14 protein-coding genes are annotated in these 12,027 nt (G+C 68.2%); 8 read left to right on the plus strand and 6 right to left on the minus strand.

Annotation, left to right across the window (positions count from 1 at the left end):
- Positions 1-81 precede the first annotated feature (81 nt).
- On the plus strand, positions 82-969 hold the full coding sequence (locus G8O29_RS16420) for a LysR substrate-binding domain-containing protein (protein WP_166404311.1): 888 nt from the start codon (positions 82-84) through the stop codon (positions 967-969).
- A gap of 61 nt (positions 970-1,030) precedes the next feature.
- On the opposite strand, the gene G8O29_RS16425 is transcribed toward G8O29_RS16420, so the two are convergent.
- Complete coding sequence (locus tag G8O29_RS16425) at positions 1,031-2,098, minus strand: dipeptidase (protein WP_166404312.1); 1,068 nt, start codon at positions 2,096-2,098, stop codon at positions 1,031-1,033.
- A gap of 137 nt (positions 2,099-2,235) precedes the next feature.
- Between G8O29_RS16425 and G8O29_RS16430 the strand changes: the two genes are divergently transcribed.
- The 5 genes from G8O29_RS16430 to G8O29_RS16450 all read left to right on the plus strand — a co-directional run bounded on the left by G8O29_RS16430 (position 2,236) and on the right by G8O29_RS16450 (position 6,568).
- Positions 2,236-2,613 (plus strand): hypothetical protein, encoded by a 378-nt coding sequence (locus tag G8O29_RS16430; protein WP_166404313.1) that lies wholly within the window; start codon positions 2,236-2,238, stop codon positions 2,611-2,613.
- Positions 2,614-2,712: 99 nt separating this feature from the next.
- Positions 2,713-4,080: a PepSY-associated TM helix domain-containing protein gene (locus G8O29_RS16435; RefSeq protein WP_166404314.1), complete on the plus strand. Its 1,368-nt coding sequence runs from the start codon at positions 2,713-2,715 to the stop codon at positions 4,078-4,080.
- A 122-nt stretch (positions 4,081-4,202) separates the two neighbouring features.
- A complete protein-coding gene (locus tag G8O29_RS16440; protein WP_166404315.1) occupies positions 4,203-4,709 on the plus strand; it encodes a copper chaperone PCu(A)C in 507 nt (168 codons plus the stop codon).
- Positions 4,710-4,792: 83 nt separating this feature from the next.
- Positions 4,793-5,293 carry an SAM-dependent methyltransferase gene (locus G8O29_RS16445; protein ID WP_149078876.1) on the plus strand — a complete coding sequence of 167 codons (501 nt, stop codon included), beginning with the start codon at positions 4,793-4,795 and terminating at the stop codon, positions 5,291-5,293.
- Positions 5,294-5,359: 66 nt separating this feature from the next.
- Complete coding sequence (locus G8O29_RS16450; protein WP_166404316.1) at positions 5,360-6,568, plus strand: NAD(P)/FAD-dependent oxidoreductase; 1,209 nt, start codon at positions 5,360-5,362, stop codon at positions 6,566-6,568.
- 4 nt (positions 6,569-6,572) lie between these two features.
- Here the strand turns inward: G8O29_RS16450 and G8O29_RS16455 are convergent, their stop codons facing one another.
- From G8O29_RS16455 to G8O29_RS16475, 5 genes are all read right to left on the minus strand, one after another.
- Positions 6,573-6,728, minus strand: a complete 156-nt coding sequence (locus tag G8O29_RS16455; RefSeq protein WP_155523094.1) for a hypothetical protein — start codon at positions 6,726-6,728, stop codon at positions 6,573-6,575.
- Positions 6,729-6,963: 235 nt separating this feature from the next.
- A complete protein-coding gene (metG, locus tag G8O29_RS16460; RefSeq protein WP_166404317.1) occupies positions 6,964-8,682 on the minus strand; it encodes a methionine--tRNA ligase in 1,719 nt (572 codons plus the stop codon).
- Positions 8,683-8,735: 53 nt separating this feature from the next.
- Positions 8,736-9,278: a cytochrome b gene (locus G8O29_RS16465; RefSeq protein WP_166404318.1), complete on the minus strand. Its 543-nt coding sequence runs from the start codon at positions 9,276-9,278 to the stop codon at positions 8,736-8,738.
- Between the two features lies 1 nt (position 9,279).
- The gene (locus G8O29_RS16470; RefSeq protein ID WP_166404319.1) at positions 9,280-9,849 is read right to left on the minus strand and encodes a YceI family protein; all 570 of its coding nucleotides are present in this window, start codon (positions 9,847-9,849) and stop codon (positions 9,280-9,282) included.
- Between the two features lie 97 nt (positions 9,850-9,946).
- Positions 9,947-10,585, minus strand: a complete 639-nt coding sequence (locus tag G8O29_RS16475) for an ImuA family protein (RefSeq protein ID WP_166404320.1) — start codon at positions 10,583-10,585, stop codon at positions 9,947-9,949.
- Between the two features lie 96 nt (positions 10,586-10,681).
- Here G8O29_RS16475 and G8O29_RS16480 point away from each other — a divergent pair, with 96 nt between their 5' ends.
- Complete coding sequence (locus tag G8O29_RS16480) at positions 10,682-11,722, plus strand: aldo/keto reductase (protein WP_166404321.1); 1,041 nt, start codon at positions 10,682-10,684, stop codon at positions 11,720-11,722.
- Positions 11,723-11,779: 57 nt separating this feature from the next.
- The coding region (locus tag G8O29_RS16485) for a hypothetical protein (protein ID WP_207623923.1) at positions 11,780-12,027 on the plus strand (248 nt) is incomplete at its 3' end.

Genomic DNA, 12,027 nt, shown 5'->3' on the forward strand with positions numbered 1-12,027 from the left:
GACAGGGCGGTGACAGAGGCGTATCACGCCAAGTCGATAAACGGAATTTTCATTTTCCAATCGCTGCGATAAGCTGACCCTATGTCGCAACTCACCCTGAAACATCTCCGCTATTTCGAGGCGCTGGCCCGCCACCGCCATTTCGGCCGCGCGGCCGAGGCCTCGGCCATCTCGCAGCCGGCGCTGTCCTTGCAGGTCAAGGAACTGGAGGACATCCTCGGCGCGCCCCTGGTCGAACGCGGGCCCCGGCAGATCCGCCTGACGCCCCTGGGCGAGGATTTCGCACAGCGCGCCCGCGACGTCCTGCGCAGCGTCGATGAACTGGCCGCGCTGGCGCGCGCCTCGGGCGGGCCCTTGTCGGGGCGGCTGCGGCTGGGGGTGATCCCGACGGTGGCGCCCTATCTTTTGCCCCGGGTCATGCGGGATCTGTCGGGGCGGTTTCCGGGCCTCGACCTCCGCCCGCGCGAGGCGGTGACGCCCAAGCTCTTGCGCGACCTGCACGAGGGGCGGCTGGACCTCGCGCTTGTGGCGCTGCCCGTGTCCGAGCCGGCGCTGATCGAACATCCGCTTCTGGACGAGGAGTTCCTTCTGGTGCGCCACGAAAGCGCGCGGGACCTGCCGGTGCCGCCGCTGGTCGATCTGCCCGCGGCTCCGCTGCTCTTGCTGGAGGAGGGGCATTGTTTCCGCGACCAGGCGATTGCGGCCTGCAAGCTGCCGCAGGGTCCGACGGGCGAGCTGATGGAGGGCTCGTCCCTGTCCACGCTGGTGCAGATGGTGGGGGCAGGGATCGGGGTGACGCTGATCCCCGAGATGGCGGCGGCGGTGGAAAGCCGCTCGGCCCCGGTGGTGCTGCACCGGCTGAACGAGCCTCGGCCGGGCCGGACGATCGGGCTGGTCTGGCGGCGGTCGAATCCCTTGTCGGAGCGGTTCGTCGATCTGGCCGAAGGGTTGCGGGAGGCGTTGAGGTAAGCCTCCCCGGGCGCCATCGGCGTCGCGCCGTAGATCGGCGGCGTCAACGGCGACCGGGGCTTCAGCCGCCCCAGGTCCGTTCCAGCAGCCTCAGCCAGTTGCCATGGGCGATCTTGTCGATCAGCGCATCGCCCAGCCCCATGTCGCGCATCGCCTGGATCAGGACCGGCAGACCTTCGACACCGCCCATGTCCTGGGGCGTGGTCGCACCGTCATAATCGGAACCAAGACCCACGCAGTCCTCGCCCGCCAGCCGCAGCAGGTGCTCGATATGCCGCATGACCGGGTCGAGCGTCATCTCGGGGCTTTCCCGACCGTCGGGGCGCAGGAAGCAGGTGGCGAAGTTCAGGCCGACCATGCCGCCGCTCTCGCCGATGGCCCGCAGCTGGCGGTCCGACAGGTTGCGGCTGGAGGGGGTGACGGCATGGGCGTTGGAATGGGTGGCCACAAGCGGCGCGTCGGAAAGGCGCGCCACGTCCCAGAACCCGGCCTCGGTCATGTGCGACAGGTCCACCATGATGCGCAGCGCATTGCATTCGCGGACCAGCGCCTTCCCCAGATCGGTCAGCCCCGGCCCGGTGTCGCCGGTGGACGGAAAGCGGAACGGGACGCCGTGACCGAAGATCGTCGGGCGGCTCCACACCGGGCCGAGCGACCGCAGCCCCATCGCGTGAAAGAGGTGCAGCGCGTCGAGGTCGGGGCCGATGGGCTCGGCGCCCTCGAAATGCAGGACCCCGGCGACGACGCCCTCGGCCATCGCGGCACGGATCCCGGCGGCGCTGCGGCACCAGCGGAAGCGGCCTTCCGAGGCGCGCTCCATCCACAGGAGATGGCCGAGCATTTCCACCGCGACGGGTTGGGCCGTGCCGTGGTCGATCAGCGCGGGCAGCGGCAGGTCATAGGGCGGGTTGTCCATCAGCGTGTGATAGGCGGCGACGTCGGCGGTTTCGGGCGAGGGGATGTAGACCGCGAAGAAGCCCCCGGCAAAGCCATGGCTCAGCATCCGCGGCAGGTCCAGGTGCCCGGCCCCGTCGCCCTGCAACCAGAGCCGATCGCGCGCGGCACCGGCGGCGGCGATTTTCAGGACAAGGTCGTTGTGGCCGTCGAAGACGGGAACGGGGGCGGACATGACGGCTCCGGGCATGGGGCGGGGGCCCGCGCAGTCTTCCGCCATTCCCGCCGGGGACGCAAGCCGGGCCGTTTCGCCGCATGGCCCGTCCGCGCTGGGCCGTTGACGCGCGCCGCAAGTTGCGTCATTCCGGACACATGACGATCACGGGGATCCTTCGCCTGCACCGGATGGCGCTGTTCGCGCTGATGACGCTTGCGCTGGTTGCGACCGGCTTTGCGCACCGCATGCCCGTGCCGCAGGACGCGGCGCAGGACGAGGCGCTGGCCTATGCAATCGCCTCGGGGATCAGCCTTGGCGATATCTGCGGCGATGATTCGGGCGGCGCGGCGCATGGCGGGGCGGAGTGCCTCGCCTGCCACATCACCGGCGCGGCCGATCTGCCGACCGCGCTCCTGCCGCTGATCGACCTTGACCTCGCCTTCCACGCCGCCGTCATCGCCCCGCGCGAGACCCGCGCGCTGGCCCGGGCGCAAGGCGCGGCCCACCGCCCGCAAGGCCCGCCCGTCGCCTGACGGCGGCGCCCTTCTTCCCGATCCGACGCCGCCTTCCCGTGCCGCAGCGCAGGCCCCCCCCCGGGCCTGTCCATCCCCACGCGAACCGGAGGCAATCCCGTGTCCACCGAAACCCAAACCCCCAACCGGCTGTATTTCGCCGTCTGGCGCTGGCACTTCTATGCCGGGCTTTATGTCATCCCCTTCCTCCTGATGCTGGCCGTGACGGGCCTCATCATGCTCTGGGTCAGTTCCGTGACCGAGCTGAACGGAGAGCGCGCCCATGTCACCCCCGGCGCCGCCCCCCTGCCGCCAAGCGCCTTGCAGGCCGCCGCCGAAGCAGCCGTGCCGGGCGGCAAGGCAACCCAGTATATCGCCCCGATGGGCGCAGACCGGGTCGCGGCCTTAGCCGTCGCTGTCGGAGAGGACACCACAGGCGTCACGCTGAACCCCTATACCGCCGAGGTGGTCGAGACCTTCCCCTGGCGCGCGGGCTGGTATGACTTCGCCAGCGATATCCACGGCACGCTGCTGATCGGCGATCTGGGCGACTGGCTGATCGAGGCAGCGGCGAGCCTTGGGCTTCTGCTGATCGTCACCGGCCTCTATCTGCACTGGCCGCGCAACGGCGCGACCTGGCGTCAGGCGCTGAGCGTCGGCGGCAAGGGCCGCGGCTTCTGGAAATCGCTGCACGGGGCGGTCGGGCTTTGGGCCAGCCTGGTGCTGGTGGTCTTCCTGATCTCGGGCCTGTCCTGGGCCGGGCTTTGGGGGGCAAAGTTCGTGCAGGCCTGGAACACCTTCCCGGCCGAGAAATGGGACAGCGTGCCCCTGTCGGACGCCACCCATGCCAGCATGAACCACGGCGCCGAGAAGGAGGTGCCCTGGACGCTGGAACAGACCCCGCTGCCGGAAAGCGGGTCCCTGGCCGGGGTGACGGCGATCAGCGGGCCGGTCAACATCGACACGGTCGCGGCCTTCGCCGGAACGCTGGGTTTTGACCGCCGCTTCCAGCTGAACCTGCCCGGCGATGAGAAGGGCGTCTGGACCATCAGCCATGACAGCATGTCGAACGACGGGCCGGACCCCTCGGCCGACCGGACGATCCACATCGACCAGTATACCGGCAACGTGCTGGCCGATGTGCGCTATGCCGACTATTCGCCTTACGCGAAGATGATGGCCTGGGGGATTGCCTTCCACGAGGGCGACCTCGGGGTCTGGAATCTGGCGCTGAACACGGCCTTCTGCCTGTCGATCATCGTGCTGTCGGTTTCGGGCCTGGTGATGTGGCTGAAGCGCCGCCCCTCGGCCGCGCGGCTGGGTGCGCCGCCCCGGCCGGCCGACATCCCCTATGCCAAGGGCGCGCTTCTGATCACGCTGGCGCTGTCCTTGGCCTTCCCGATGCTGGGCCTGACGCTTCTGGCCGTCATCGTGCTGGACCTCGTGATCCTCTCTGCCGTCCCGCCGCTGAAGCGGCTGGTCAGCTGATGTTTCCCGTGGCCCGCATGGTGGGAGGCGTCCCACGTCCCGTTCGGGCCAACACCTGGCCCCCCTTGGCACTGGTCCAAGGGGGGCATTTTCCCGATCAATCTGTGAAAGGAGTCTCTCTCATGTCCCGTATCCTGGCCCTGCTGGCCGCCGTTTTCCTGTCGGGCCCCGCGCTGGCGCACGAGGTCACCGTGGGCGATCTACAGATCATCCACCCCTACATCCCGCAGCCTGCGGCCAGCGCCAAGGCGGCGGGCGGCTTCATGGCGATCGTGAACAACGGCTCCGAGCCCGACCGGCTGATCGGGGTCGAAAGCGACATCGCGATGAAGTCCGAAGTGCATGAAAGCAAGGTTGACGCGAACGGCGTCGGCACGATGGAGCATGTCGATTTCATCGAGATCCCGCCGGGCCAGACGGTCAATCTGGAACGCGGCGGCTATCACGTCATGTTCATGGGGCTGAAGGCCCCGCTGACCGAAGGCGAGATGCACAAGGCCGTGCTGATCTTCGAGCGTGCCGGCCGGGTCGAGGTCGAGTTCCAAGTCGACGCGCCGATGGGCGAGGGCCAGGGCCATGATCACTCGAAGATGGATCATTCCAAGATGGGCCACGGCACCGGCGGCTGAACGAAGCGGATTGCGGGGCGCAGGCGCCTCTGTCAGGACTGGAGCGGCCCGGGATGTTCCGGGCCGGTCCGAAAGGTTGCGGCATGGAGCATGATCCCGCCGACACTCCCGCGCGCCGGGGCGAAGTGGCGCTGAGTTTCGACCCGGCGCGGGTGGCCGACGACGCCCGGTTGCGCTTCATCGGTCGCCTGCGCAGCCCCTGGTCGCGCGGCAACTGCCCGAAGAACCTGCGCGAGGCGCGCGCGGCGGGCGGGGTGTTCCGGGTCGAGGTCGATCCGCCGTTTCGCGCCGGTCTGGACGGTCTGCAACCGGGGCAGCCGGTGATCCTGCTCTACTGGACCGGGGCGGCGCGGCGCGACATGATCGTGCTGCATCCCACCCACCGCGAGGCGCCGACCGGCGTCTTTGCCCTGCGTGCGCCGTCGCGTCCGAACCCGATCGCGGTGGGAGTGGTGCGGCTGCTGGCCCTGGACGCGGGCGCGGGCGTGCTGGAGGTCGATGCGCTGGACGCTTACGACGGCACGCCGCTTCTGGACATCAAGCCCTGGCTGCATTCGGTGGACATTCCACCTGCGCAGGGCTGAATGCGCCGCATTTACCGCCCCGTCGCGCTACGATAGATCGGTGCGCAGGGAACAGGGGCGGCGGACATGCAGGGCTTTCGGACGGAACCGGCGCGGGACAGCTATGATGTGGTCATCATCGGCGGGGCGATCATGGGGTCGTCCACCGCCTGGTGGCTGACGCAGATGGGCTTTCCGGGCCGGGTTCTGGTGGTGGAACGCGACCCCTCCTATGAAAGGGCCGCCACCGCGCTGAGCTTCTCCTGCATCCGCCAGCAGTTTTCCACCGAGCTGAACATCCGCATCTCGCAGTTCGGCGCCGAATTCGTGCAGTCCCTGCGCGCCCGGATGGGCGGGGACGACCGCATCCCTGCGCTGAAGATCCAGAACTTCGGCTACCTCTATCTCGCCGACACTCCGGCTTTCGCCGATGTCCTGCGCGCCAATCAGGCAGTGCAGGCGGCGGCGGGGGCGGGAACGCGGCTCTTGTCGGCGGAGGAGATCGCCGCCGAATACCCCTTCTACCGGCTGGACGACATCCTGCTGGGCAGCCTGAACACCCGGGACGAGGGCTATTTCGACGGCTACACCGTGTTCGACTGGTTCCGCCGCAAGGCGCGCGAGGCGGGGGTGGAGTATCTGGCCGACGAAGTCGCCGGGCTGGACCTGTCGGGCAATCGCGTGACGGGGGTCAGGCTTGCCTCGGGGCGGCGCATCGGCTGCGGCATGGTCGTCAATGCCGCGGGCACGCGCGGGGCCAGGGTCGCGGCGATGGCGGGGATCAGTATCCCGGTCGAGCCGCGCAAACGATACAACTGGGTGATCCAGGCGGAACGGCCGCTGGACCGGCCCCTGCCGCTGACCATCGACCCCACCGGCGTCTATGTGCGCGAGGTCGGCGGCGGGACCTACATGGCCGGCGGCCATGCCGATGTGGACCCGGCAGCCGATCCCGACGACTTCGCCATGGACCCCGACATCTGGCTGGACAAGATCTGGCCCGTCATCGCCACCCGCATCCCGGCCTTCGAGGCGGTGAAGGTCGTGAACGAATGGGCCGGGCAGTACGACTACAACCTGCTGGACCAGAACGCGATCACCGGGCCGCATCCCGAGATCGGCAATTTCCTGTTCCTGAACGGCTTTTCAGGCCACGGGCTGCAACAATCCCCCGCGATGGGGCGGGCGACGGCGGAATGGATCCTGCATGGCGGCTATCGCAGCCTGGACATGCGCCCCTTCCACTTCGACCGGATCGCCGCCGGTCAGGCCATGGTCGAGGCTGCGATCATCTGACGGGTCAGTCGGTCTGCAAAAGCGCCGTCGGCGACTGGACGGCGAAGATGTCCTTGGGTGCGAAGACGAAGACCAGAACACCCACATACACGGCAAGGAACAGGGCAACGGCGGCATAGTTTCCGGCAGGACGGCTTCGCCTGGGCAGAACTTGTGTCATCTCGGCTCTCCTTGACTGGGCAGACAGTCGGGCGGCGGGTCGGAACCGGGCCAGATGTGGCAGCGACTCGGTCTCGATGGTCAGAAGATACCACCTCTGCGTGTGGTTCTGATCCCCAAGTTTTCAAGCTCGGCAGAATTTTGTTCCTTGGTTTGCCGTAATCAGCGAAAAACCGCCCGTCAGGGGGCGGTTTCTGCGCTTGCAAACGAAATCTGTTCTGCCGTGCAGCGAAAGGTCAGCTGCGGATGCCGGAAAAGCGCGCCTGCCAGTCGGCGCGTTCCTCGTCGGTGATCTTGCGGAACAGGTTCTCGGGCACGGTGAACCCTTGGCCGGCAGGCAGGGTCCGCATCGCGGCGGGGATGTCGGTGGGCCAGGTCCAGTCGTCCGACCCCATGGCCTGCATCATCGTGGCGGCGGCATCGGGGATGAACGGCGCGGACAGGATCGCATAGACCCGGATCAGGTTCAGCGCCAGGCGGACGATGGCCTGGGCCTGCTCGGGGTCGGTCTTGACCACCGACCAGGGCGCAGCCGATTGCAGGTATTCGTTGCCGATGACCCAGATCGCCCGCAGCTCGGCGGCGGCCTTGCGGACCTCCATCTGTTCCATGAAGCGGGTGTAATCGGTGATCCGCGCGCCAAGATCGGCGATCAGCGCCGTCTCCAGCGGGCCGAAGCTGCCGCCCGCGGGGACTTCGTTGCCGAACTTCGACACCGCGAACTTGGTCACACGGCTGACGAGGTTGCCCAGCACATCGGCCAGATCCTTGTTCACCGAGGTCTGGAAGTTTTCCCAGGTGAACTCGCTGTCGCTGGATTCCGGGGCGTGGCTCAGCAGCCACCAGCGCCAGTAGTCGGCAGGCAGGATCGACAGCGCCTGATCCATGAACACACCGCGCCCCTGCGAGGTGGAAAACTGGCCGCCGTCATAGTTGAGGTAGTTGAAGGACTTGAGGTAATCGACCAGCTTCCACGGCTCGCCCGACCCCAGGATCGTTGCGGGGAAGGACAGGGTGTGGAAGGGCACGTTGTCCTTGCCCATGAACTGATAATAGGTCACGTCCGCAGCACCCTTGTCGGTGCGCCACCAGCGCTCCCACGCGGCATCGTCCAGACCCTGCGCATCGGCCCATTCGGCGGTGGCGGCGATGTATTCGATGGGCGCGTCGAACCAGACGTAGAAGACCTTGCCCTCCATCCCCGGCCAGGGTTCATCGCCCTTCTTGACCGGGATGCCCCAGTAGAGGTCACGGGTGATCCCCCGGTCCTGCAGCCCGTCGCCGTCGTTCAGCCATTTCTTGGCGATCGAGGTGGTCAGGATCGGCCAGTCGGTCTTCGAATCGATCCAGGCCTCCAGCTTGTCCTTCAGCGCGCGCTGTTTCAGGTAGAGGTGCTTCGTCTCCCGCACCTCGAGGTTCGTGCTGCCGCTGATGGATGACCGGGGGTTGATCAGATCGGTCGGGTCCAGCTGCTTCGTGCAGTTCTCGCACTGGTCTCCCCGCGCGGCCTCATAGCCGCAGTTCGGGCAGGTGCCGGTGATGTAGCGGTCGGGCAGAAAGCGGTTGTCGTCGATGGAAAAGACCTGCTTTTCCACCACTTCCGCGATCAGGCCGTTTTCGGCGAGTTTCCCGGCGAAATGCTGGGTCAGCCGGTGGTTCCGCTGGCTGGAGGACCGCCCGAAATGGTCGAAGGACAGCCGGAAGCCTTCGGCCAGCTTCTTCTGCACTTCGTGCATCTCGGCGCAGTACTCTTCCACCGGCTTGCCGGCCTTGGCGGCGGCGAGTTCGGCCGGCGTCCCGTGTTCGTCGGTGGCGCAGATGAACATCACCTCATGCCCCATCGCGCGGTTGAACCGGGCGAACAGGTCGGCGGGCAACTGGCTGCCCACGAGGTTGCCCAGATGCTTGATGCCGTTGATGTAGGGAATGGCCGAGGTGATGAGGATGCGTGCCATGTCTGCGCCTTGCCTGAGTCCGGCGCCTGCTTAGCCCAAGTGCGGGGAAAGGGCTAGCGGGCGCGGCCCCGGATCATCCGGGTCAGGGTGCCGTCGCCCTCCATCTCGCGCTTGAAGGCGCCCAGCATGTGGATGGTGACCAGCGCCATCAGGAGTTTCGTGAGGATGTCGTGCAGGCGGAACCAGAAGGCCTCGGCCTCTTCGGAGGCCTCGACCAGCGGCGGGACGGTCCAGCGGTCGGCGATCATCACGTCGATCCCGGTGGCGGAACTGCCCGCCCAGCCGGTCAGCGGAATGGCGATCAGCAGCGCGTAGATCGCCCAATGCGCGGCGCGGGCGGCCCAGAAGGCCGCGTTGCGGGGGCCCAGAGGCGGGGGTGGGGGGCTGAGGATGTGCCAGCCGATGCGGAGGAGGATCAGGGCGAGGATGCCGAAGCCGATGGTCTTGTGCAGGCCGTAGAGCCAGAGGTTGGCCAGCCCCGGCTCCATGTCGGCGATGCGCAGGCCGAGGGCAAGCTGGCCGATGACCAGCAGCATCATCGCCCAGTGGATCAGCCGGGTCACAAGGCCGAACTCCGAAGGGCCGTTCCGCAGCATGTCAGCCCTGGGCGTCGATGCGCGCGGTGATGAGGATGCGGACCTCATCCCCCACCATGTCGGACCAGCTGGTCGCGCCGAAATCGCTGCGGTTGACGCGGCCGGTCAGCTTCACGGTCAGATGGTCCAGCGCATCCGGCGCGCTGCCCCTGGGGCGGAAAAGTTGCGCCTTCAGCGTGACAGGCCGGGTCACGCCGCGGATGGTGAGGTTGCCCGTGACCTCGGCCGCGTCGCCTGCGCCCCTGACCGAAGTCGAGGTGAAGGTCATCCGGGGATACTGTTTCGCGGCAAGCACCTTGGGGCCCTTCAGCGCCTGCGCGGCAAAGGGAAAGCTGGCCGTCGCCCCGGTCACGTCCAGCGCCACGTCCACCGTGCAGTTCCTGACATTGGCGAAGTCGAGCCGCAGATCGGCCTTTGCCAGCGGGAACGCGCCGGTGATCTTGTCGGCACCGAAGTCGGTTTCGAACGCCACGGTCGAATTTGCGGCATCCATCCGGTAGGCGACGGTCCCGGCCAGGGCGGGCTGCACCAGGCCAAGGGCCAGAAGGGCGGCAAGGGCAAGGCGGCGCATGGCGGTCCCTCCCGTGCTTGTGGCAGGGTTGGCACCAGAGGCCTGCCCCGCCAAATCAAACTGCCGTGCGGCCCGTCGCGGCGCCGGGTCGCGCCGGTCAGACCTCGGCCAGGGGGCGGGGCTCCAGCCGCGCGCCCGAAGGGTCGCAGCGCAGGGACCAGCTGGCCGGAGGCTCCAGCCGCGCGCGCAGCCGGGTGAGGGTGAAGTTCTCCTCGTCCGACCACAGCAGGGCGCGGCTGGGGGCAGGGGCCAGATGCCAGCGGCTTTCGATCCCCTGCGCGCCGCCCTTTCCCGGCAGCAGGATCAGCCCCAGCGGCGCGGGCGCACCGTCGCGGCGGGCGGCCTCGGCCCCGGCCTCGGCGGCCAGATGCAGGCGGCGGGTCGGGGTCAGCGCGGGGGGCGCCAGCAGTTCGGCCACCACCAGGGGGGCGGCGCCGGAGCGCAGCGCCTCTTCCGCGGCCCACAGAAGCCCTTCGTCCCGGCCCGCCTGCACCAGGATCAGCCGCGCGGGATCGGCGAGGGGGGCAAGCCCCGCCGCATTCAGCCGTTCGGCCACCCAGCCGGGGCGGATCCAGACCACCGGCCCCTCGGTCCGCGCCATGATGCGCGCAGCCAGCATGATCCGCGAGGGCCCGCAGAACTCATGCACCCGGCCCCGGCGCAGGGACAGGTCGCCGAACAGCGGGCAAAGGTCGCGGACCGGATGGGCCGCCTTTTCCTGGATGGGCAGACTCATGCGGAAAAGCTAGAATGTTCCTGCAATGTTCTCAAGCCCGACCCTTTGCCCTGTCACACATCCGCCCTAGCCTTGCGGCAACAGAAGGAATCTCGCATGCAGAAGCTGACCCTCGGCAAGACCGGCCTGACCGTATCCGAACTCTGCCTCGGCACGATGACCTGGGGCACGCAGAACACCGAGGCCGAAGGGCACGCGCAGGCCGACATGGCGGTAGACCGGGGTGTGACCTTCTGGGACACGGCCGAGATGTATCCGGTGAACCCGGTGCGCGCCGAAACCGTGGGCCGGACGGAAGAGATCATCGGGTCCTGGCTGGCCAGCCGCGGCGGGCGTGACCGGCTGGTGATCGCGACCAAGGTTGCAGGCAAAGGCCAGATCATCCGCCCGGGAGAGCCCACCACCGGCGCCACGCTGCGCGCGGCCTGCGAGGCCAGCCTGCGGCGGCTGCGGACCGATTACATCGACCTTTACCAGCTGCACTGGCCGAACCGAGGCAGCTATCACTTCCGCCAGTCCTGGTCTTATGCGCCCAAAGGCATCGACAAGGTGGTGGAGACGGCGCAGATGACCGATTTCCTGACCACGGCCCAGGCGCTGGTGGCCGAGGGCAAGGTGCGCGCCTTCGGCCTGTCGAACGAAACCGTCTGGGGGGCGGCGCGCTGGCTGCACTTGGCCGACACGCTGGGCCTGCCGCGCATGGCCACGGTGCAGAACGAATATTCGCTGCTCTGCCGCCAGTTCGACACCGACTGGGCCGAACTGTCCATCGTCGAGGACATGCCGCTGCTGGCTTTCTCGCCCCTTGCCGCGGGGCTTCTGTCGGGGAAATACGCGGGCGACGTGATCCCCGAAGGCTCGCGCCGCAGCCTGAACCCCGACCTGTCGGGCCGGATCACGCCCCGGGTCTTTCCGGCAGTTGCGGCCTATCTGGGGATCGCGGCGCGGCACGGGCTCGACCCCTGCCAGATGGCCATCGCCTTCTGCCGGACGCGGCCCTTCCCCACGATCCCGATCATCGGGGCCACGACGCTGGAGCAGCTTCGGACCAACATCGGCGCGGCTTCGGTCACATTGTCGTCAGAGGTGCTGGACGAGATCGCGGAAACCCACCGGGCGCATCCCTGGCCCTACTGACGGGACTTGCGGTGCGGGGCGGTTCAAGGCAGGTGTTGGCGCGAACCGGAGAGACCGATGCCACGTCGCCTGTCCCTTGCCGTCCTGCTGCTGTGCGCCGCGCCGCTTCTGTCCGCCTGTCAGCTGACCGGGGCAAAGGGACCCGCTTCGGCCACCGATGCGGACGTGACCCCCAATGCGGTGATCGGAGACCCGATAGACGTCAAGCCACTGGATTCCCCGCCTGCGGCGGCGGCCAAGGCCCGGCCAGGCGCGGCGGACGCGGGCGCCGGGCGCGAGACGCCGGTTCCGGCGGCAGCTTCGTC

This window comes from Rhodobacter calidifons (assembly GCF_011174775.1).
Taxonomy (GTDB): domain Bacteria; phylum Pseudomonadota; class Alphaproteobacteria; order Rhodobacterales; family Rhodobacteraceae; genus Tabrizicola; species Tabrizicola calidifons.

What these genes read in the sequence shown, in the direction of transcription:
- G8O29_RS16470 (WP_166404319.1), bottom strand. Translation starts at nt 9,849, where the DNA reads ATGCGCCGCCTTGCCCTTGCCGCCCTTCTGGCCCTTGGCCTGGTGCAG.
- G8O29_RS16475 (WP_166404320.1), bottom strand. Translation starts at nt 10,585, where the DNA reads ATGAGTCTGCCCATCCAGGAAAAGGCGGCCCATCCGGTCCGCGACCTT.
- G8O29_RS16465 (WP_166404318.1), bottom strand. Translation starts at nt 9,278, where the DNA reads ATGCTGCGGAACGGCCCTTCGGAGTTCGGCCTTGTGACCCGGCTGATC.
- G8O29_RS16420 (WP_166404311.1), top strand. Translation starts at nt 82, where the DNA reads ATGTCGCAACTCACCCTGAAACATCTCCGCTATTTCGAGGCGCTGGCC.
- G8O29_RS16445 (WP_149078876.1), top strand. Translation starts at nt 4,793, where the DNA reads ATGGAGCATGATCCCGCCGACACTCCCGCGCGCCGGGGCGAAGTGGCG.
- G8O29_RS16425 (WP_166404312.1), bottom strand. Translation starts at nt 2,098, where the DNA reads ATGTCCGCCCCCGTTCCCGTCTTCGACGGCCACAACGACCTTGTCCTG.
- G8O29_RS16450 (WP_166404316.1), top strand. Translation starts at nt 5,360, where the DNA reads ATGCAGGGCTTTCGGACGGAACCGGCGCGGGACAGCTATGATGTGGTC.
- G8O29_RS16480 (WP_166404321.1), top strand. Translation starts at nt 10,682, where the DNA reads ATGCAGAAGCTGACCCTCGGCAAGACCGGCCTGACCGTATCCGAACTC.
- G8O29_RS16455 (WP_155523094.1), bottom strand. Translation starts at nt 6,728, where the DNA reads ATGACACAAGTTCTGCCCAGGCGAAGCCGTCCTGCCGGAAACTATGCC.
- G8O29_RS16430 (WP_166404313.1), top strand. Translation starts at nt 2,236, where the DNA reads ATGACGATCACGGGGATCCTTCGCCTGCACCGGATGGCGCTGTTCGCG.
- G8O29_RS16440 (WP_166404315.1), top strand. Translation starts at nt 4,203, where the DNA reads ATGTCCCGTATCCTGGCCCTGCTGGCCGCCGTTTTCCTGTCGGGCCCC.
- metG (WP_166404317.1), bottom strand. Translation starts at nt 8,682, where the DNA reads ATGGCACGCATCCTCATCACCTCGGCCATTCCCTACATCAACGGCATC.